Annotated in this window: 17 protein-coding genes and 1 pseudogene; 7 read left to right on the top strand and 11 right to left on the bottom strand. The window is 44.5% G+C overall.

Annotated elements, in window-relative coordinates; genetic code table 11:
* Nucleotides 1-29: 29 nt before the first annotated feature.
* The 4 genes from AWQ21_RS15030 to AWQ21_RS15015 all read right to left on the bottom strand — a co-directional run bounded on the left by AWQ21_RS15030 (nt 30) and on the right by AWQ21_RS15015 (nt 4,552).
* The gene (locus AWQ21_RS15030; protein WP_065715506.1) at nt 30-2,102 is read right to left on the bottom strand and encodes a DUF262 domain-containing protein; all 2,073 of its coding nucleotides are present in this window, start codon (nt 2,100-2,102) and stop codon (nt 30-32) included.
* A 132-nt stretch (nt 2,103-2,234) separates the two neighbouring features.
* The gene (locus tag AWQ21_RS15025) at nt 2,235-2,561 is read right to left on the bottom strand and encodes a nucleotidyltransferase family protein (protein WP_065715505.1); all 327 of its coding nucleotides are present in this window, start codon (nt 2,559-2,561) and stop codon (nt 2,235-2,237) included.
* 51 nt (nt 2,562-2,612) lie between these two features.
* Nucleotides 2,613-3,875, bottom strand: a complete 1,263-nt coding sequence (locus tag AWQ21_RS15020) for a VWA domain-containing protein (RefSeq protein WP_065715504.1) — start codon at nt 3,873-3,875, stop codon at nt 2,613-2,615.
* Entirely contained in the window at nt 3,872-4,552 is a 681-nt protein-coding gene (locus tag AWQ21_RS15015) for a MerR family transcriptional regulator (protein WP_065715503.1), read from the bottom strand. The genes AWQ21_RS15020 and AWQ21_RS15015 overlap by 4 nt, the downstream gene beginning before the upstream one ends.
* A 290-nt stretch (nt 4,553-4,842) precedes the next feature.
* Between AWQ21_RS15015 and AWQ21_RS15010 the strand changes: the two genes are divergently transcribed.
* The 3 genes from AWQ21_RS15010 (at nt 4,843) to AWQ21_RS14995 (ending at nt 6,730) form a co-directional block, all read left to right on the top strand.
* Entirely contained in the window at nt 4,843-5,184 is a 342-nt protein-coding gene (locus tag AWQ21_RS15010) for a hypothetical protein (RefSeq protein ID WP_065715502.1), read from the top strand.
* A gap of 82 nt (nt 5,185-5,266) precedes the next feature.
* Complete coding sequence (locus tag AWQ21_RS15005; protein ID WP_065715501.1) at nt 5,267-5,725, top strand: DIP1984 family protein; 459 nt, start codon at nt 5,267-5,269, stop codon at nt 5,723-5,725.
* A 726-nt stretch (nt 5,726-6,451) separates the two neighbouring features.
* A complete protein-coding gene (locus tag AWQ21_RS14995) occupies nt 6,452-6,730 on the top strand; it encodes a hypothetical protein (protein WP_065715499.1) in 279 nt (92 codons plus the stop codon).
* A 294-nt stretch (nt 6,731-7,024) separates the two neighbouring features.
* On the opposite strand, the gene AWQ21_RS14990 is transcribed toward AWQ21_RS14995, so the two are convergent.
* From AWQ21_RS14990 to AWQ21_RS14965, 6 genes are all read right to left on the bottom strand, one after another.
* Nucleotides 7,025-7,288, bottom strand: a complete 264-nt coding sequence (locus AWQ21_RS14990; protein WP_065715498.1) for a hypothetical protein — start codon at nt 7,286-7,288, stop codon at nt 7,025-7,027.
* Nucleotides 7,289-7,690: 402 nt separating this feature from the next.
* A complete protein-coding gene (locus AWQ21_RS14985) occupies nt 7,691-7,840 on the bottom strand; it encodes a hypothetical protein (protein ID WP_157094808.1) in 150 nt (49 codons plus the stop codon).
* 60 nt (nt 7,841-7,900) lie between these two features.
* Nucleotides 7,901-8,080 carry a type II toxin-antitoxin system VapB family antitoxin gene (locus AWQ21_RS14980; protein WP_065715496.1) on the bottom strand — a complete coding sequence of 60 codons (180 nt, stop codon included), beginning with the start codon at nt 8,078-8,080 and terminating at the stop codon, nt 7,901-7,903.
* Nucleotides 8,081-8,180: 100 nt separating this feature from the next.
* Entirely contained in the window at nt 8,181-11,390 is a 3,210-nt protein-coding gene (locus AWQ21_RS14975; RefSeq protein WP_065715495.1) for an exodeoxyribonuclease V subunit beta, read from the bottom strand.
* Nucleotides 11,390-14,062, bottom strand: a complete 2,673-nt coding sequence (locus AWQ21_RS14970) for a PD-(D/E)XK nuclease family protein (RefSeq protein WP_065715494.1) — start codon at nt 14,060-14,062, stop codon at nt 11,390-11,392. Before AWQ21_RS14970 ends, AWQ21_RS14975 begins: the two co-directional genes overlap by 1 nt.
* Nucleotides 14,063-14,560: 498 nt before the next feature.
* Nucleotides 14,561-15,115 (bottom strand): recombinase family protein, encoded by a 555-nt coding sequence (locus AWQ21_RS14965; protein ID WP_065715493.1) that lies wholly within the window; start codon nt 15,113-15,115, stop codon nt 14,561-14,563.
* Nucleotides 15,116-15,248: 133 nt separating this feature from the next.
* Between AWQ21_RS14965 and AWQ21_RS14960 the strand changes: the two genes are divergently transcribed.
* Together AWQ21_RS14960 and AWQ21_RS14955 are read left to right on the top strand one after the other, a co-directional pair.
* A complete protein-coding gene (locus AWQ21_RS14960; protein ID WP_065715490.1) occupies nt 15,249-15,896 on the top strand; it encodes a plasmid pRiA4b ORF-3 family protein in 648 nt (215 codons plus the stop codon).
* Nucleotides 15,893-17,293: an ISKra4 family transposase gene (locus AWQ21_RS14955; RefSeq protein WP_065715492.1), complete on the top strand. Its 1,401-nt coding sequence runs from the start codon at nt 15,893-15,895 to the stop codon at nt 17,291-17,293. Before AWQ21_RS14960 ends, AWQ21_RS14955 begins: the two co-directional genes overlap by 4 nt.
* Before the next feature lie 84 nt (nt 17,294-17,377).
* On the opposite strand, the gene AWQ21_RS14950 is transcribed toward AWQ21_RS14955, so the two are convergent.
* Entirely contained in the window at nt 17,378-17,932 is a 555-nt protein-coding gene (locus AWQ21_RS14950) for a recombinase family protein (RefSeq protein WP_065715491.1), read from the bottom strand.
* A 133-nt stretch (nt 17,933-18,065) separates the two neighbouring features.
* Between AWQ21_RS14950 and AWQ21_RS14945 the strand changes: the two genes are divergently transcribed.
* Both AWQ21_RS14945 and AWQ21_RS15975 read left to right on the top strand, forming a co-directional pair.
* Nucleotides 18,066-18,713 (top strand): plasmid pRiA4b ORF-3 family protein, encoded by a 648-nt coding sequence (locus tag AWQ21_RS14945; protein ID WP_065715490.1) that lies wholly within the window; start codon nt 18,066-18,068, stop codon nt 18,711-18,713.
* Nucleotides 18,710-20,111, top strand: a pseudogene (locus AWQ21_RS15975) (ISKra4 family transposase). Before AWQ21_RS14945 ends, AWQ21_RS15975 begins: the two are co-directional and overlap by 4 nt.
* Nucleotides 20,112-20,142: the final 31 nt, after the last annotated feature.

Genomic DNA, 20,142 nt, shown 5'->3' with positions numbered 1-20,142 from the left:
AAATCTTAAATTAAAATTTGTAGACTAGATTAGTCCGGCAGAAAAAGCAATTCTTCTTTTATACCTTCCTTGAATTTTATTCTCCAACGCTCCTCCATAAAAGTTAATAATTTAATCCCTCTGACTTTGATTGTTTTAGGATTCCAGTCTTCATTTTGTGACACTTCAATTTCAGAATGTGATCCATTAGAATAACCATTCCGAGTTTTTTCTCCTAGATTATTATATTTTGGATTTTTCTTCTCGTTAAATGAGTGGTTTTGTAGCGCACTGTTAATCGACATTGATAGTAACAGTAAATTTCCAAGTGAACCGCTGTAATAATAGTAATTTTCTTCTGCTACACTAGAAAAGCTCTGTTTCCAATCTTCAGTAGGCTTTTGAGGGAATATGTGTTCAATAGAAATTTTGTCCTTAGGAGTCCTCAATAAATCATCCCAGGTAACTTTTTTTGCTACACCATGAGAGAGTAATTTTAATTCATATTCATAGAGAAAATATCTTAAACCACTCCAGCCATAGTACCCGCTTTTTTCTTCATTTTTAAAACGCTTATATAAATAGTCATAAAAATATTTAGAGTCGAATTTTCCATCTTCATCAAAGCAAAATAATGCAGAGTTATCCAGTTTGCTTTTAATATCTTCGAGCTTTAGAGTACCTTGATTAAGTTCACGAGCTGCATTATAAAATTCACTATTACGATAATTGCTGCGAGATTGACATAGGCGAAACACAATAAAAATAAAGCGCTCAATTGCATCAAACAATTCAATTCTTTTTTCTGCATCCTTTTCATTTTTAAGGATAGACATCACTAAGGGACGAAAGTATCCAATCCCTACCCTATTTAATCGATCAAGTGCATGTCTTTCTTCATCAGTTAAGCTAGTTGACAAATATGGGTAATAAGAATTAAACCAATGTACTGCGGATTCTTTAAGACTATTGACATATTCTTTGATTTCCTGTGGCCGCAGTGATACTATCTTCATAGCGGAAGGCTCTTCTAAATCATTATTTTCAGTTTCATCAGCTTCTAAATCAGTTCGCTGTTCTTCTGGCAGGTCAAGGATAACCTCATGCTCAATTTTTTTATGGACTTTTTGTGGAGAGAATTGTTCATCTAGTAAAAAATTAATATAATCATTTCCTCGCTTCTTAGAATATTTAAAATACATAATCCAATGTGCTTTTAAGAAATCATCATCATTTAAGGGTCGCTTTTCATTACGTCCTAATTGATGATAAACTTCTTTCCAAGCGTTATTAATTTCATCTCTCAAACTACGTCTTCCAGCAGGATCAAGTTCATCATCAGAATAGAGTGTCGTTAAGTAAATAAGACGATTCTTAAGCAGCTCTAGATCTGACAATTTCTTGCCCCGATTATTCATCGTTTCAAACGCAACAAATACGTCAAATTCATCTTCGATGATATATTCATTAAATAGAAATTTCTTGGTCAGTTTTTTATAAACTTTCTGAAGCCCCTTCATTCCATTGTCCGAGTAGAGGCTCTTAAGCTGCTCATAAAAGTACTGCTTAGCATTCTTTAAATTAAGTGTATAGAATGTCTCTTTAATGGAGCCAGTACCACTTTCGTTAAAGATTTTATATTTAAGATAATCATAGCTGGGATTATCGATTGTATACCCAAATTTATATGTCCTGTAGAGGTTATTTGGTGGTTTAGCTTGGAATAAATATCGACTGATTACAGTCTCTAGACTCAGAGTATCTGTGATGTATATCTCTTTTTTATCCTTGTCAGCGTCACTAATTTGTTTAACAACATCAATTAATGCCTGCAAAAAAATCACAAAAGTAGTCAGACGTTGCTGACCATCAACAATATGATAAATTTTATAAGAATAATCTTCAACAAGCCAATATTCATTGTCACTAACGTCAATTTCATCACTTTTGACCTCTTTTAAAGTCAGAACACCAGTATAGTGTGAACGATTATCAGCAAGGTTAACTAGATCTTCCCAAAAATCCTTTAGTTGACTTTTCTGCCACGCATATCCTCTCTGATAATCAGGTATTCTGAATATTTTCTTTTCAAAAAGATTGTCTAGTGATTTTGGCTTATCCATTTTAAATTTTGTCGAAGTTTTTTATTACACAAGAATTATTGATTATGTAATTTCTATGTAAAACCTGCAAGGTTAATTATATTGAGTATTCAACTTTGAATTATATAGCGCTGCTGATTAACAATTCAACTCTCAAGATCCCTTGGCATAGATCACCTCAGCAGATTCAAGGATATTTCGGCGACGTAGCCAATTGCTACTGCGGGTGATCGCCGTTTTAATCAGAAGGTCTACTTTACGACCAAATAGAACTTCTAATTCCTGCTTAATTTGAATGGTTTCGTTAAACCCCCGCTGAAAGTCAGGCGCAAAAGTAACTAATACATCAATATCACTGTCTGAACAGAAATCATCCCGTAACACGGAGCCAAAAAGGGCAAATTCTGTAATGTGCCAGCGTTCACAGAATTGTTCAATGACATCAAGGGGCTGGGGTAGGTTTTTTGGGGCGGTTTGCATCGTTCGGAAAGTATTTTGCTGGATGAGTTGAATTATTTGAAAATTTTGCTGCTATTTCTTGGGTCGTTTTTTACCATATTGGGCTGAGCGACTACGGTTCAGATGGTACTTTTCCGCCATCGCTCGCTTACGGGACATCTGGCGATCGCCTTGCTCAAAATCCTCCGCTAAATCCTTCAAATTAGACAGTTCCTCCATCAAGGGAGCTGAAGCGGGCATCGCCTCTAACATCACCGCCGATTGCTGCAAAGATTGCACCGCCCCAGTCATGTCACCCCGGTCTAAACGGTCAATTGCCTCTTGCCGCGCCCTCGCTGCCATGAGTAGTGCCACCTGTTCCTGCACTTCCTGATTTGCAGGGAAATCACTGAGTTGCTCTGGACTGACCACCTGTAATTGAAGAGAGGCCTCTTGGGTGCAAGTTTGTTGATTATCGGTATCCTCCCACTGCAATGTGACCTTGAGCACATCCGTCCCTGCCGAGAGAGCCGGTAAACGTAACCGCACCACCACTTTCAGGGGATTAACCACAGTCAAGTTCGGCAACTTAATCGCTTCAGGTTCTTCCCGTTCCAAATCATTCAGCACTTCCTTCACCGTTGTACCGCCTTGGGGGTCGAGCTTTAACGTCACCGCACGACCGAGGGTTGTTGCCAGTCCTTGCAGTTCCGTCTCAAAGATCTGCGGTAAATCTTCCGGTGAAGCAATGTGGAAAAAATTACCATCCCCACTGCGGGCGATCGCCTCCAGGAGATCTTCGTCGTAATCCCGACCTACCCCCAGGGCAGAAGTCGTAATGCCTGTTTTCATTAGCCCATGGACATCACTGGCAATCACATCGGGGTTGGTTTCCCCCACGTTCGCCAGACCATCGGACAACAGAATCACACGGTTTAGATGGTCACGGTTGAGATATTCACTCACTTGGATGCCCCCCTGCACCCAACCGTCATGGAGGGCGGTGGAACTGCCAGAACGAATCAGCTTCACTATTTCCAGCAATCGCTGCTTATCGGTGGCCAAGGTGCTGGGGATTTTTGTTTCTACTTGGGTATCAAACAATGTCAGACTGAGGCGATCGCTCGGGAGCAGTTGTTGAATGGCATAGGCGATCGCTTGTTTGGCGTAGTCTAATTTATCCCCGTGCATGGACCCGGACTTATCCAGCACAAACCCCAGATTCAAAGGGGGACGGGCATTTTCATCGATCTCCACTGTCGGTGGCTCGATCTTAATCAACACATCTAACGTCACAGAACGATCCTTGGCGATCGCCCCATGCATCGGGATCAAGGTAATGGTTGGCGTCTTCATTTCGGTACCTTACTGAATTGGAATATTGCTTGTAACTTGCGGGAAATTAATTGGCACAAATTCGCTAACTCTTGGGACGTGGCCGGTGGCATAAAATCATGGCGGATATGGATTTCTAAACCGGGTAAGACCTTCACCCGTCGCCAATCTGCCACCGCCGTCTCCTCAGACTGTCCCCACGAATAATCTTGGGTTTCTGCAGCACTCCTTTTGGGAGCCTGGAATGTTTGCAAATCTTGGGAAGTTGTCTTAGGAAAACTGATCTTGCCCTCCTGCCGGGCTTTTACCTTACTCAAGAAGGCCAAAGCTGGATTTAGAGTTTCTGCTTTGAGCTGAACACCCCCCTGCAATAACGCCTCTAACTCCGGATTACTTTTTGCCCCGGTAATTGGCTGTATCGAGGAAATACTGTAACCCTCACTCAACAGACGCCGGATCAACAGCAGTTGCAGCAGATGACGGTAGAGATAACGGGCTTCCCGACCTTCCTTTTCTGGCTTATCTAAAACCCCTTTAGTGGTATAGAACCGCACCAGACGCGGATTGATTGGCTCTTGGGAGCGATCATTGACCGGATTACTTGCGAGGTATTGAGGCAATAATTCATTAGTAACCTCAACGAAAGTATCAATATCCCATGAGGGATGCGTCTGGGAGAGTTCAAGTAGGGTGTTCATAACTCAACAGTAACTATCGCAATTAAAAATGTCAACATTATTTTTTTTGTTTTCGAAAGTGGGTTTTGTGGCGAGCAGAATTTCACTCCTATAGCTGTCATACTAATCATATAGCATAGACTTTAGCCTAAATTGCCCAAAGCTTTTTTCACAAACCTTTCACGGCGATCACCTAAAACCCTACAGATAAAACTGTTGACATTTTCTTGATCGGCTCTTAGGATGGGTTCCATCAACAGTCTTACTGTTTTCGCTACATCCTTCATCATAAGTTTTCAAAATTTATCGCCATGGCTATTGAACTCCACAACTTTATTTGGTCTGAAGAACGCCTCGTTCAGGTTGAAACTCAACCCCACCACATTGCCGGTGTGCTCGCTGAGGTAAATCGCGTCATTCGTGAAAACAACCTCGACTGGGAGGATGTCTATTCTGCTTACTATGACTGTGAAGCTGATGGTACCACCACTTTCTATGAAGCGGAAAGTGCCGAAGCTGGCAGTCCAGGCATCTGGACTTACATGGTCTATGAGTGCGCAGAGGGAGAAGAGGAGGTCATCACTAAAGCAGATCTCGATACCCTCCAGCCTGCTCTGCAATTACAGCAATCTTTACAGGCTACCTCCGTATAGAGGCAAATATCTACAATTATCTTTTTTGTTCAATACCAATATACAAAATTTAAAATTTTACTTACTTTAACTTTGAATTATTATGAAACTTGCCGAAGCATTAATTCTACGCGCTGACAGTCAAACAAAAATTTCTCAACTACGTCAACGTTTAGTTAAGGTTGCCAAGGTTCAAGAAGGGGAAGAACCACCAGAAAACCCTAAAGACCTATTACGTCAATTGGATGAAATATTCATCCAACTAGAAACTTTAATTCAATGTATTAATCGTACTAACTCTCAGGCAGATTTTGGTGAGGGTCTAACCCTAGCCGACGCCCTTGCAAAACGCGATGTGTTAGCTATGCGTTACCAAGCCTTAAATAAGCTAGTAAACGCGTCATCGGACTTACAAGACCGTTATAGTCGTACAGAAATTAAAATGTGTAGTACAGTCAATGTTGTCAAAATGCAGACGAAACTCGACGGCGTAGCAAAGCAATATCGAGAACTCGACACTCAAATCCAGAGCCTGAATTGGCAAGTGGACTTACTAGAATAATTGTAATGCTCGGTAGTTAAATAGTAATTAAGGCGAGTGTAAAAGCTAACCAACGAGCTAAAATTGTTGGACACCTTGATGATATAGATGCTATGGGCAGCATCTTTAATAAATGGGTATGCCCAGCACTGTTACAAGGGTACAAATCACTGTAAATGTTACAGACCATACACTGATTAATTGTTTTTATTTAACGAGGGTGGGAATGGGGATTCATTACAATTTTATTTGGCTTTTTAGTAACGCTAATTTGAAGATTTTGAGTTGTCATATTATTTGTATCAATAAAATCGATGCCAAAATATAAACGAATTTTAAAGTCTCTAGGCAGAGGCGACGACTATGTCGTCTTGGTTAGAGAAGAAAATGGCGTAAAATATGTGGCCACGGAAAGTTATCTGAAGAAAAACCCCGACTTTCAGGGTACCAACATCGGTTCTTTTCTCGCACACAGCCCTTATTGGGAAGAGATTTGAGTTCAATCGTTAAGCAAAACCAAATAAATATAAATGATTCAAGAATTATTCCCCGAATTGATCACAGTAGAGACTGATGTCCCAGCAATTCAAATCTTAGTGTTTACAATTACCTAGTTGGGCTTTCATATTGAAGGCAAAGACTGCTGTCTCATCTGTGAAGCATAAACCAGATAGTTAGTGCTTGGAAAAAAGTTTGCTAGGGCTACGCTTCCAATAAATATTGCATTGTACACTCAAAAATTTTGCCATGCTCCCAAAACAATATCACCCTTGTCCCATCTGTACTACGCCAGTGCAGCATTGGCAACGCTACCCGCATGCTGTTTGTCATCCATGCGGTGACAAGGCCTGCGATATCCATGGCCGACACTTAAGTTTTGCGAACATTGACTTCAGCGGTGGCTTCCAAGCCTTTTATACCGACACAAAAATCGAATATCCCAGTCATACCTGTTATATCGATGGCATCGAATGTCGGGCTGATGAAGCTCGCTTTGGGGGAATTGTCATCCAGGCTGTAGTGTGATGAGAATGATGGCACAGGCTGAAGCTTAAATTGACTCGGTAAACTTCTGATGAAAATTTGCGATCGCCTTTTTTGTAAATTAGCTATTGTGTAAATTCTGGAGGCGATCGCTTTGTTCAGTAATTGACTCGGTCTAATTTAAACAGAGGAGTATCAATCGGGGAAAATCTGGAAATAGTCGCAATGTTTGGGACGAATTAGCGACATCCAGTACCCGATGGTGATTGAGATCATCACGATCACTAAGGACAAATAAAAAACTGGTATCTAGTATCGCAGTCATTATTGTACGGATTAGCCTGCCTGATGATGCCAACCCTGAAGCGGATTAATCTCAGTTTTGAGAATCTCTTCATCCAATTCAGAAATATTATGCTCACCGGAATGACCTAGACCGGCAATATTCAGCAAAAAGTTTTGTTGTGATTCTTGAGACTGCTGCTGCTGGGTTTTGTAACTTAGATAATCGAGAAAACTCGTAAGTTCTGTTAAAACTTCATCCGGTAAAATTTCGACTGCATGGATGAGGTGTTGGCGTTCGGCAGTTATTTTAGGCATGGTAAAAAATATTCCATAACTTACTCATTATAAAATCTCCATCATCGGGAGTGCTAAATTAGCATAATGAGCCTAAATTAAACAAAGAGTAAGGCCTGTCTTGGAGCGACGGCAACGATGGCATAGGCCATAACCGACTCGGTAAACTTCTGATGGAAATTCGCGATCGCCTTTGCTACAAATTAGATACTCTCTAAATTCTAGAGGCGATCGCCCCGCACGGTATTGACAAGGATTTAACAGGCTGAACCTTCAGCGCCCTTAAGATCCGCAAGCAATGCTGCACACCAAATGTTGAGATCCAAACACCAGAGATATTTTTTAGCCATTACCAGTCAGATTGACCGCCGCCGCGAGAATATCGTCTTCCGTTTCAAGGGTTGCTAGCCATTGTTCATCCACTTAACTTTTCATTTGACGTTGATACAGTCGATAAGAATTGAGTAGTTGCCATTCCTGTTCATTGCGACTGCCTTGTAGTAACGCCACCTGGGTAAAACGACTTAAATAGTAGGGTTGCTCTGCCACCGCAATCTCAAATTTCTGCCGCATGCTGCTTGTTCGGTCACGAAAAAGATTAATCCAAACCGAAGTATCCACAAGAAACATTCTTTAGACTTCCGGGAAATCACTACGGAGCATTTTGTAATCATAGTCAGGCTGAAATTGAATTTTGCCACTCAAATCCAGTAAATCATGTTTTTTCTGGCTTTTAATCAGGGCTTGGAGTGCAAGATGCATCAGTTCTTTCTTCGTGCGCACATTGGTTAACCGAAAGGCTTCCTTAACCAGTTGATTATCGAATTTTCCATTCGTTCACATGATTTTTTGTGTAAAAAGCACCGTATCAGGTGTATTAAGTGTATTGAATATAGATTACTGCATGTGATCTCTAGATGGCATCTATTTGCAAGGCAAGTTGTCCAGCCTCACAAATCTGATTGTAAGGACAGTAGACACAATGCTCAGGGTCGGGTTTAGGCGTATAGTCCCGCTGGGCGATCTGTTGCATTAGAGTATGGGCTTCTTGGTTAATATCCTCCAAATCTGTTGGGTGAAACGTATGGAGTTGCCGCTGGCGGAGGTAGGCAATATGGGCCTGAGGTTTTCCTGCTGCTCTGGCATAGGCCCAGAGTTGAAAACGGTGTTCTATAGGATTTGGCTTGGAATCTGTTTTAATGTCGAGGACAAAATCTGCACCAATTAGATCCGCCCGGCCATTGAGGACTAGTTTATTCTGACTGAGTTCTAAAGTAACTTCTTTTTCACCCTCTTGGAAAGTCGCAAATACTGGATCTGTCCGGAAAGCTTGAGCTAGATCGAGGGCCTCTTGTACTTTTTCTAGGGGGAGCTTGGGATCCTGGTTATGAAAATCTAATTGTTCAACAGTTTTATAGTCTTTTTCGAGGGCAATATGGGTAAGGGAACCAATCGCCGCCCCGTAATGACTTTCCCCTTCGCGCAAACCTGGATGCCTGATGATGTGCTCAAAGTAGAATTTTTTCGGGCAGCGGGCATAGGTCGTCAGCGCTGTTATCGGTAGCTCCAAACCATTACTTTGGGACGGTTCTAGAAGTAATTCGGGTGCTGCCTGGGATTCTAAGGGTTCATCGCCTTTCCACCAGGACTCTGCTGGGGGATATAGATCTGGGTCAATGCCTTTAATGGGAAAATCCTCTAGCCCTGGTTGCAGTAGGTCAAAACCTCCGCCTTTCTGTTGGGGAGTGGTCAAAATCAGGCGATCGCGGGCGCGGGTGAGGGCCACATACAACACCCGTTTAGCTTCTGCAGTTTCCCGCTCTTTTTGGTTCCCTTCGAGGAGTTGAAACAGTACGGATTTCTGGAGTTTACCTTGGTCATCCCGTTGTTTAAGGGCTACGCCAAAGTCTGGGTCGAATAGAATGGCGGCACTATTATTTTTTTGTTTTCTGGTGAGATCTGGCACAATCACCACCGACCATTCCAAACCCTTTGCGGCGTGGATCGTCATCAAAGCAACGGCATTTTCTGCTTCGAGGGGCGGCCGGGGAATTTTCACCCCATGGCGCTGGAAACGTTGCAGACGCCGCACCACAGACAACACATCCGCCGTCCCCTGTTCCAAAGAACGGAGGAGTTCTAAGAAGCCTTGCCAATCGGCGAGGCGACGCTCAGCCTGGGGCAGATTGGCGATCACAGCAGAATAGCCCGTCAGTTTATCTGCCAGTTGCAAAAGCTGGGAAGGAGATAGAATATTCCGTTGCCGGAGGAGCTGTTGCAGGATCGCCACCCGTTGTTTTACTGCCGGCTGTTTGCTTTCTTTGAGGCAAGACCACCATTTTTGATCTTTACCATGGGGGCGCAGTTCATAGAGTAAGCGATCGCTTAGGGTGAGAAATGGACTCCGCAGAATCGCCACCAAGGCTAGATCATCGTAGGGATTCGCAATAAACTGAAGCAGCGATAGGCCATCCAAGACTTCATGGGTATCGAGGAGATTTCCCCCACTGGTTTGGAGGAAGGGAATTTGCCATTGGGCCAGGGCTTGACTGTAGATCTCCAGGGGGTCCCAGGTGCGGGAGAGAATGGCAATGTCCTTCGGGGCGATCGCCCTCAATTTTCGGGTTGCTTTATCCCAGATCGTGATTTCTTGGGACAGCATTTCGTAGATGTGTTGGGCAATCTGTCGGGCTTCCACTGTGCGGGCGTCGACGATCGCCATTTTCTCTTTTAGGACATAAAACTCTAAATGGGGGGCTGGGTGGGGGTCATCTTGACGATGGGCATCTAAATCTTGATGTAAATCTGCAAGAACAGGGCGAAATACCGTATTGATATTGTTGACTAAACTGTCATGGGTACGAAAACTGGTCGTCAGGTCAACGCTATTTTCTAATTGCGATCGCCAAGTCCGGAAGACTTCCACATCAGCCCGCCGGAAGCCATAAATTGACTGCTTATCATCTCCTACAATGGTCAGAATGCTATTTCCCGTGAGGGCTTCGAGCAATTTACCTTGGGTAGGATTTGTATCCTGAAATTCATCAATCAGGTAAGCCTGCCAACGATCTTGGTAATACTTCTGGACTGACTCGTTTTCGAGAGCTTTTAGGGCGTAGATTTCGAGATCATTAAAATCCAATACCCGCGCTTGCTGTTTGATTTTCTTTAGCCGTTGTTCTACCCACTGAAAAGCACCTTTTAAAGTAGTCACCCATTGGGTTTCCCGTTCGTCCAATTCCCCCAAGGTGAGACCCAGCAGAGAAATTTCAGGAGATTTTTTGACAAAATCCCGAAAGGCGATCGCCTGACTGCGGACAATATTTTTGACATCTTCGCTAGGCCAACTTTTTTTCGAGCCTACATTACCCACTTTCAAGGTTTGTAGGGCCTGTAAGGTGCTCTGAAAGCGATCGCCTGTAATATCATCTTGATAACCTTCCAGGTCTGCCATGAACTCCCCTAGGGTTTGGCGCACCTGTTCCAACTTATCCCCCGGTGCCCCTTGATATTGGGTTATGATGGCTTGGGTTTCTTGCCAGATTTCACTTGCTAATAGGTGTTTAATCACCTGCTGCTGTTTATCTCGGAAAGCAGGGAACCAATCCTCACGGGTTTTTTCTAATGCTTTACGGGCACTGAGGGGATCTCCTAGGAGAGCGGCGATCGCCTCTTTGAGGGTGGAATAGGGAATATCGCCATAGAGTTCCGTCGGCATTTCAGCCAGGGCTAGATTTAACTGTTCTGCTTGCCAAATCTTGCCTTCCCATTCATCGAGGGGTTGAAACGTTGCCGGTACCCCCGCCGCTTCGGGATGCTCCCGACAAATCCGCATCGCCACCGCATGGAAGGTACTAATCTGGGCGGCCTCTACCTCCGCGAGCCAATCAAATCGGTCGGGATGTTCCTGGGCGATCGCCTGACGGATTCGTGCCCGTAATTCTGTGGCTGCTTTTTCCGTAAAGGTCATTGCCACCACCTGGAGGGGAGAGTAACCATTTTCTGTAAGATGATGGAGATAGCGGGCCGCCAGCATGTGGGTTTTTCCTGTCCCGGCTCCGGCAGTGACACTAACGCTAGTTTTTGAGGTAACTGCTTTTTCTTGTTGTTTCGTTAAAGGCATTATTCCTGTTCCTCCTGGTTGATGCGGCACACTGCTTTGAAATCACAATATTTGCAGGCGTCATATTTCCTGTCGGGGGCAACGGGATAAGTCCCCGTTTCAAGGTGGGTTTTTAGGCGATCGCCCGCAGCCTGTAAATCCTCTTCACTGGGGGATTTCGCACTGAGCTTTTCCCCTTTGGTGAGGGAGTAGTAGAGATTTTTTGTGACTTGATGGTCGGGATACTTGTGACCCACCGCCGCTTCATAAATGGGCAATTGGAGATCAATTTTTAAATTTCCCCACTCATCCTGGATTCCCTTGGGTGGACTAGAACTGGTCTTGTAGTCCATAATCACCAGCCCATTGGTGCCACTGACTGCGTCAATGCGATCAATATATCCGGTAAGCTGAAAATCCTGCCAGGTAAACTGAATCTTGTCTTCTAACCTAAAGACATGACGGCCTTCCGGTAAAAATTCTGGGGCAGCGATCGCCCGTTGGAGGGTCTGGATATGTTCGGTGCGTTGTCGTTCCCAAGCAGGTAATTCCGGTAATTTTAAAAACGCTTCCGCCTCAAGGAACCATTTATGCAATTGATTAAAATCCGTCAGGTCTAGCTCTGGATTCTTCTGATAAGCCTTGAGGGCAAGTTCCAGTACCTTATGGTAAAGAATCCCCCGTCGACTCGGTTCTAGGGTTGTTTCCAGCTCATCGAGTGCCGATAATTTTAGTCCCTTAGCTGCAAACCATTTAAAGGAGCATTGTCCCAATTGCAATAGTTGAGAGGCACTAAAGGTACGATCTCGCCAAGGGAATGACACCCCAACCAAGCCTTGATATTCGTCTAATGCGCCCTTTTGTAACCGTTGTGTTTCCACCCGATGGGCGGCGATCGCCTGGTCTAAGGTTGCCGACTGGAGCACCTCTGGGATTGGGGATTGGGTTAAATAAAACTGGCGGGCTTCTTCGGTGCTGGCAGCCAGGGGAATCCTTGTCTTCCCAGGCTTGAGGCCGAGTTTTTCAAAATAGATCGAAGCGGTTTGGGAACGGTACTTTCCTTCGCTTTGCCCCAGGGTGCTATAGGAAAAGGTGAATTGCTTTTGGGGAATTTGCAATAGATTGTAGAACTGGAACTGCTCCCGCCTCGCCTTGGCGATCGCCCCTTCGATGGGTAAGTGATTAGATAGTTGCTTACGGGTATAAAAATCTAAAACCGGTTCATCCTGTAGTGGTCGCGGTAGTACCCCCTCCGCCCCATCAATACAGAAAATATAGTGATATTTTGCGCCAACCAAATTCTGCGGATTATGTACCCCCACCCCACCCCGAATCGGGTAAGCTGGTGTGGTCAACAGTTGCAGACCCGTGCGGAGTTCTGCCTGGAACATTTCCCAGGTCATGGTTTCCGTCAGGGATGTCGCTAAGCTGTCGAGACCATCAATGAATTTTTGATAGGCGACTGTTTCCGTTGCCCAGGGAAGGGTACGGTGGCGTACCTCAAAGACTTCCAGGATTGCTTTTAAGTATTGGATCCAGGCGCTGGAAGTGGCTTGTTCCGGTGGTATAAGAACGGCTAGATCCAGTTGGTAATGTTCCTGGGTCAGCCCTTGCCATCCTTGAAAATCATTAGGCTTTAGGCTGCGGGCAGTCTGCCAAAATTCCGCCCCCAAAGGGTGAGTGAGGGGATGACTCAGCCATTGGGCTGTGGTTTCAAAGCTGTAGCCGCTGTCAATCACCGTTAAGAGTTGCTCGAGCCAGGCACCGAGACGGGTTTTCTGGAGGGGGATCGGATTCGGTAAGCTCAGGGGCACCTGATATTCCTGGGCAACCTGGAGTAAGAGAGGGCCCCACTGACTATCTTGGGTCGTCACGATGGCAATTTCCCCTGCAAAAACTCCCTGTTGCAGCAATTTTTTGATCTGACGCAGGGTTCCCCTCGCCTCAGCTTCTGGACTGGGATATTGGTGCGCCTGGACTACCCCAGGTTCTAGATCTATTGTCTTGCCACCGATAAAGATCTGGCTGAGGCGATCGCCCAAAGTTAATTCCTTTGGCTGGCTGTCATCTAAGTGCCAACCTTTCCCTTGTAAACGTTTGATAAGTTCGGCTTGGGGTGAAAAAAGAGGCTGGTCATCGACATGGGGTAAATACAGCACACTATCGGGCGTGGCGATCGCCTCGATAAAAGCAATTTCATCCGCTCGCGGGTCGGGGTAACCGTAGATCACCAGGGTTCGGGGGGTCGGTTTCAGGGCGATCGCCTGCCAGAGAACCGTAGCAGGATCGACGGCATTAATCCCTCGCAGTTGGGCTTGATACTGTTGAATAACCTGGTGCAACTGCCGGATTTTCGGGCTATCAAATCCTTTGAGAACATCGAGATCCGGGCTGGTTTGTAATAGTTCTTGGATTGCACTCCGCCAGGTTTGCACTGTGCCCTCTAAATCGGTCGGGTTTAAGGTTGTGGCGATCGCCTGTTTGAGATGACGATACTGTTCGATGGGATTGAGCGTCCGTAGCCCATGGGCCATCAGCAATTCCTTTGCCAACGTTGCCAGGGAATATTTCCTCTGTTGTTTCAGGCGTTTAGCTGTTTGTCGCGTTGGGGCGATCGCCTTCGCTTTTCCCGCTTTTAAGAGAGTCTGAGCTGCCTGAAGAAAAGGTGATGAATGCTTGTAAATAGTGCCCATAAATCAAATTGCCTGAATTAAAGTTTCTGTCAAAGCTCATAATGATATGAATGCCGTGGCTCTCTCCCAGCACACATCATCTAGGGAAAGTTACCCATAACGTTATGGGTAATTCACAAAAGCTTTTTAAACCCAATTCTCAGAACTTACCAAATAAAACACTTTAGCGACTCAGATTGAATAAAAAAATTATCTAAACTACTCCTGTGAGGCGATCGCCTACTCATTCGGCAACTCGAAAGAATTTCAGACTATAGGGCATTAGTCACACCTTCTTAGCGTGCAATATGTTCCCTTTTATGACGTAACCCCTAGAACCCCTATTCTTTCGTTAAAATGGCCTAAAAAGGTCGATCCTCAAAACACCTTCTATGTAAGGCTTTCAGACGATATTTTTTCTATAACCGATACTTTCTGTTCAAATGCGCCCTCTAATCCATGTACTGGAGAGTGATTAAAACTGGGGGAAACTATATGAGGCAAGGATTCCAAGAGCCATTAAACATCTGACTCTTGGTTGAGATATCGATACACACTGGCTTTTGAGAGATGATATTCTGCCATCAAAGTTTTGATGAGTTCACCCCCTTGTCGCTTGCGCCTTAACTCTTTACATTGAGTCTCTGTAAGCTGCTTTTTGCGACCAAACTGAACACCGCGAGCTTTTGCCTTCTGGATTCCATCCATTTGTCGTTCAGCTCGGATTTCAGTTTCAAACTGTGCAATCGCCCCCAGCATATTAAATAAAAGTCGTCCCGTTGCATCTCCAGTATCAATGTTCTGGTCAAGCACCTGGAGGTTCACACCCTTCTTTTCCAGTTTCTTGGCCAGCTGACAGAGGTGGAGTGTCGAACGTGCCAATCGATCTAATCGAGTAACAACAAGCGTGTCACCGTCTCGGACGTATTCAATACAAGCCTTGAGTCGGGGTCTTGTATTCGACACTCCACTCCGCTTTTCCTTGAAGATTTTGTCGCAATGCCGGAGTTTATCGAGTTGCACATCAAGACTCTGTCCCACAGAACTGACTCTTGCATAGCTGACCATCGCCATGACGACTTACCTCAATGTTTCGTAATATCTAAGACCCTTTGATAATTGCATAATAAAACATGAATTGAGACTTAGTTTTAGGGAGTCTCGCAAACTTTACTTTCTGAGACTATTAGTCGAGACAGCTCATGAAATGAATGGCAGCTCAGCCCCAAGTATTATTCAGTTAAAAGCCGTCATTTCGGGAATTAGCCCCATGATTTGGCGTCGTTTTCTGGTCACTGCAGATACGACCATTGCTCAGCTGCATTACATTCTTCAGATCGCCTTTGGCTGGACTGATGAGTATTTACATCGCTTTGTCATCCATGCTAAGCCCTACGGTATTCATCACATTGGGGGTGAGTGGTTTAGTGATGACGCCAATACTGTAACGCTGTTAGATCTAGGCTTACGAGTCCGAGAAAAATTTCTCTATGAATACAATTTCTTTGATAATTGGCAGGTGCAACTGCGGGTTGAAAAGATTACTGAATTCGAGGCTGAGCAGACTTATCCAGTTTGTATCGAAGGCAAACGGAATGGCCCGATTGAAGATTGTGGCGGGGCTTGGGCCTTTCAGGAACTCAGGCAGGAGTTCTCTGAAGCGTCGGTAGCCTATCGAATGGCTAAAATCCTTGTGAATGATGAGATTACGCAACGTCGAGGTGAACTTCGACAACTGAGTTATTGGCTGCTATTGGACAGACTTGATCTCCGAAAACTCAATCAACGCTTGCAGCAGAGTCCCTTGAGCGAAGATCCAGCTTTTCGAGAGGAGATTATTTTCATAGACACATGAATATCAAAATCAGCATCAAGATTGAATCCGATAATGGAACCCTACAAGTCTCCAAAGATGTAGCTCAATTCGAGCGAGGTCAATTGACTCTCGCCAACCTAGGATTGACTTTGGAGGAATCAAAACAGATTCTGCAAGGGATTCAACAAGAAATTGTCTCGTCACAAGTGAGTCAATATATGGAGCAGCAAACGCCTTGTCCAGACTGCGGTCTACCGCGTAAATGTAAAGGAAAGCATAAGCTGGTTTATCGGTCCGTTTTTGGCAAGCTGGAGTTAACGAGTCCACGATTGTTTCATTGCTCTTGCCAAACCCATCAGCAAAAAAGTATCAGCCCTTTAGCTTTGCTGCTGACTGAGCGACAATCACCTGAATATCTTTATCTTCAAACGAAATTTGCGTCATTGGTCTCCTATGGTCTGAGTGTTCAGCTGCTGAATGAAGTGCTGCCATTAGATGGAACACTCAATGCCTCCAGTGTGCGTTACAAGCTCCACCAGATGGGTCAAAGGCTCGATGATGAATTGGACGAGGAACAGTACATTTATGTGGAGGGGTGTCCTATGGAATGGGAGGAATTACCGCGTCCAGATCTGCCACTCAATGTCGGAATTGATGGGGCTTATATCCATGCCTATCGTCCGAAAAACAGTGAGCAACAAAAGTCTTTTGAGGTGATTGTTGGAAAAAGCATCCCAGAGCAAGGGGCTTCAAAGAGTTTTGGCTTTGTCCAAACCTATGACACCAAATCCAAGCGGCGATTATTCGAACTGCTTAAATCCCAGGGAATGCAAATGAATCAGCAGGTCACATTCTTTTCTGACGGAGGTGACACTGTGCGCGATCTACAAATGTTTCTCAATCCCCAAGCGGAATATCTGCTGGATTGGTTTCACGTCACAATGCGGATTACGCTGCTTAGCCACTACATCAAAGGTGTGAAACATTACGACCCTGACCAAGCGACATCAATGGCAGAGAGGCTCAAGAGCCTAAAATGGTATTTCTGGCATGGCAATGTCTTCAGAGCGTTGCAGAAAATAGAGTCAATTGAGTGGGATGCGGAAGACTTAGAAATTGATTATCCAAAACTCAGTAAGATGCGGAAGGCGATTACCGAATTTCGGATTTATATTCAAAATAATGGAGGGTACATTCCCAACTATGGTGAGCGTTACCGTTGTGGAGAGCGTATCTCAACGGGATTTGTTGAATCAGCGGTCAATCAAGTCATTGCCAAACGCATGGAAAAAAAACAACAGATGCGTTGGACTCCAAAAGGGGCTCATTTATTGATTCAAGTCAGGACAAAGGTACTCAATCAAGAATGGAAGAATATCGTTCATCAATGGTATTCAAATTCAGATGAGGATGCTGAAATACCTATGGCTGCTTAATTCCCCCGTTTTTAATCACTCTCCTTATACGGGAGAGTGATTAAAACTGGGGGAAACTATATGAGGCAAGGATTCCAAGAGCCATTAAACATCTGACTCTTGGTTGAGATATCGATACACACTGGCTTTTGAGAGATGATATTCTGCCATCAAAGTTTTGATGAGTTCACCCCCTTGTCGCTTGCGCCTTAACTCTTTACATTGAGTCTCTGTAAGCTGCTTTTTGCGACCAAACTGAACACCGCGAGCTTTTGCCTTCTGGATTCCATCTATTTGTCGTTCAGCTCGGATTTCAGTTTCAAACTGTGCAATCGCCCCCAGCATATTAAATAAAAGTCGTCCCGTTGCATCTCCAGTATCAATGTTCTGGTCAAGCACCTGGAGGTTCACACCCTTCTTTTCCAGTTTCTTGGCCAGCTGACAGAGGTGGAGTGTCGAACGTGCCAATCGATCTAATCGAGTAACAACAAGCGTGTCACCGTCTCGGACGTATTCAATACAAGCCTTGAGTCGGGGTCTTGTATTCGACACTCCACTCCGCTTTTCCTTGAAGATTTTGTCGCAATGCCGGAGTTTATCGAGTTGCACATCAAGACTCTGTCCCACAGAACTGACTCTTGCATAGCTGACCATCGCCATGACGACTTACCTCAATGTTTCGTAATATCTAAGACCCTTTGATAATTGCATAATAAAACATGAATTGAGACTTAGTTTTAGGGAGTCTCGCAAACTTTACTTTCTGAGACTATTAGTCGAGACAGCTCATGAAATGAATGGCAGCTCAGCCCCAAGTATTATTCAGTTAAAAGCCGTCATTTCGGGAATTAGCCCCATGATTTGGCGTCGTTTTCTGGTCACTGCAGATACGACCATTGCTCAGCTGCATTACATTCTTCAGATCGCCTTTGGCTGGACTGATGAGTATTTACATCGCTTTGTCATCCATGCTAAGCCCTACGGTATTCATCACATTGGGGGTGAGTGGTTTAGTGATGACGCCAATACTGTAACGCTGTTAGATCTAGGCTTACGAGTCCGAGAAAAATTTCTCTATGAATACAATTTCTTTGATAATTGGCAGGTGCAACTGCGGGTTGAAAAGATTACTGAATTCGAGGCTGAGCAGACTTATCCAGTTTGTATCGAAGGCAAACGGAATGGCCCGATTGAAGATTGTGGCGGGGCTTGGGCCTTTCAGGAACTCAGGCAGGAGTTCTCTGAAGCGTCGGTAGCCTATCGAATGGCTAAAATCCTTGTGAATGATGAGATTACGCAACGTCGAGGTGAACTTCGACAACTGAGTTATTGGCTGCTATTGGACAGACTTGATCTCCGAAAACTCAATCAACGCTTGCAGCAGAGTCCCTTGAGCGAAGATCCAGCTTTTCGAGAGGAGATTATTTTCATAGACACATGAATATCAAAATCAGCATCAAGATTGAATCCGATAATGGAACCCTACAAGTCTCCAAAGATGTAGCTCAATTCGAGCGAGGTCAATTGACTCTCGCCAACCTAGGATTGACTTTGGAGGAATCAAAACAGATTCTGCAAGGGATTCAACAAGAAATTGTCTCGTCACAAGTGAGTCAATATATGGAGCAGCAAACGCCTTGTCCAGACTGCGGTCTACCGCGTAAATGTAAAGGAAAGCATAAGCTGGTTTATCGGTCCGTTTTTGGCAAGCTGGAGTTAACGAGTCCACGATTGTTTCATTGCTCTTGCCAAACCCATCAGCAAAAAAGTATCAGCCCTTTAGCTTTGCTGCTGACTGAGCGACAATCACCTGAATATCTTTATCTTCAAACGAAATTTGCGTCATTGGTCTCCTATGGTCTGAGTGTTCAGCTGCTGAATGAAGTGCTGCCATTAGATGGAACACTCAATGCCTCCAGTGTGCGTTACAAGCTCCACCAGATGGGTCAAAGGCTCGATGATGAATTGGACGAGGAACAGTACATTTATGTGGAGGGGTGTCCTATGGAATGGGAGGAATTACCGCGTCCAGATCTGCCACTCAATGTCGGAATTGATGGGGCTTATATCCATGCCTATCGTCCGAAAAACAGTGAGCAACAAAAGTCTTTTGAGGTGATTGTTGGAAAAAAGCATCCCAGAGCAAGGGGCTTCAAAGAGTTTTGGCTTTGTCCAAACCTATGACACCAAATCCAAGCGGCGATTATTCGAACTGCTTAAATCCCAGGGAATGCAAATGAATCAGCAGGTCACATTCTTTTCTGACGGAGGTGACACTGTGCGCGATCTACAAATGTTTCTCAATCCCCAAGCGGAATATCTGCTGGATTGGTTTCACGTCACAATGCGGATTACGCTGCTTAGCCACTACATCAAAGGTGTGAAACATTACGACCCTGACCAAGCGACATCAATGGCAGAGAGGCTCAAGAGCCTAAAATGGTATTTCTGGCATGGCAATGTCTTCAGAGCGTTGCAGAAAATAGAGTCAATTGAGTGGGATGCGGAAGACTTAGAAATTGATTATCCAAAACTCAGTAAGATGCGGAAGGCGATTACCGAATTTCGGATTTATATTCAAAATAATGGAGGGTACATTCCCAACTATGGTGAGCGTTACCGTTGTGGAGAGCGTATCTCAACGGGATTTGTTGAATCAGCGGTCAATCAAGTCATTGCCAAACGCATGGAAAAAAAACAACAGATGCGTTGGACTCCAAAAGGGGCTCATTTATTGATTCAAGTCAGGACAAAGGTACTCAATCAAGAATGGAAGAATATCGTTCATCAATGGTATTCAAATTCAGATGAGGATGCTGAAATACCTATGGCTGCTTAATTCCCCCGTTTTTAATCACTCTCCATGTACT

Origin of the sequence: Picosynechococcus sp. PCC 7003, assembly GCF_001693255.1 — a bacterium.
In the GTDB taxonomy this organism is placed as follows: domain Bacteria; phylum Cyanobacteriota; class Cyanobacteriia; order Cyanobacteriales; family MRBY01; genus MRBY01.
Note: the sequence above shows the minus strand (reverse complement) of the source record. Positions and strands in the feature narration are given on the sequence as shown.

Coding starts and splice junctions, on each gene's coding strand:
- AWQ21_RS14970 (WP_065715494.1), bottom strand. CDS start 14,062: ATGGGCACTATTTACAAGCATTCATCACCTTTTCTTCAGGCAGCTCAG.
- AWQ21_RS14955 (WP_065715492.1), top strand. CDS start 15,893: ATGAATATCAAAATCAGCATCAAGATTGAATCCGATAATGGAACCCTA.
- AWQ21_RS15020 (WP_065715504.1), bottom strand. CDS start 3,875: ATGAAGACGCCAACCATTACCTTGATCCCGATGCATGGGGCGATCGCC.
- AWQ21_RS15015 (WP_065715503.1), bottom strand. CDS start 4,552: ATGAACACCCTACTTGAACTCTCCCAGACGCATCCCTCATGGGATATT.
- AWQ21_RS14975 (WP_065715495.1), bottom strand. CDS start 11,390: ATGCCTTTAACGAAACAACAAGAAAAAGCAGTTACCTCAAAAACTAGC.
- AWQ21_RS15005 (WP_065715501.1), top strand. CDS start 5,267: ATGAAACTTGCCGAAGCATTAATTCTACGCGCTGACAGTCAAACAAAA.
- AWQ21_RS15025 (WP_065715505.1), bottom strand. CDS start 2,561: ATGCAAACCGCCCCAAAAAACCTACCCCAGCCCCTTGATGTCATTGAA.
- AWQ21_RS15030 (WP_065715506.1), bottom strand. CDS start 2,102: ATGGATAAGCCAAAATCACTAGACAATCTTTTTGAAAAGAAAATATTC.
- AWQ21_RS14995 (WP_065715499.1), top strand. CDS start 6,452: ATGCTCCCAAAACAATATCACCCTTGTCCCATCTGTACTACGCCAGTG.
- AWQ21_RS14960 (WP_065715490.1), top strand. CDS start 15,249: ATGAATGGCAGCTCAGCCCCAAGTATTATTCAGTTAAAAGCCGTCATT.
- AWQ21_RS14990 (WP_065715498.1), bottom strand. CDS start 7,288: ATGCCTAAAATAACTGCCGAACGCCAACACCTCATCCATGCAGTCGAA.
- AWQ21_RS14985 (WP_157094808.1), bottom strand. CDS start 7,840: ATGCGGCAGAAATTTGAGATTGCGGTGGCAGAGCAACCCTACTATTTA.
- AWQ21_RS14945 (WP_065715490.1), top strand. CDS start 18,066: ATGAATGGCAGCTCAGCCCCAAGTATTATTCAGTTAAAAGCCGTCATT.
- AWQ21_RS14965 (WP_065715493.1), bottom strand. CDS start 15,115: ATGGCGATGGTCAGCTATGCAAGAGTCAGTTCTGTGGGACAGAGTCTT.
- AWQ21_RS15010 (WP_065715502.1), top strand. CDS start 4,843: ATGGCTATTGAACTCCACAACTTTATTTGGTCTGAAGAACGCCTCGTT.
- AWQ21_RS14950 (WP_065715491.1), bottom strand. CDS start 17,932: ATGGCGATGGTCAGCTATGCAAGAGTCAGTTCTGTGGGACAGAGTCTT.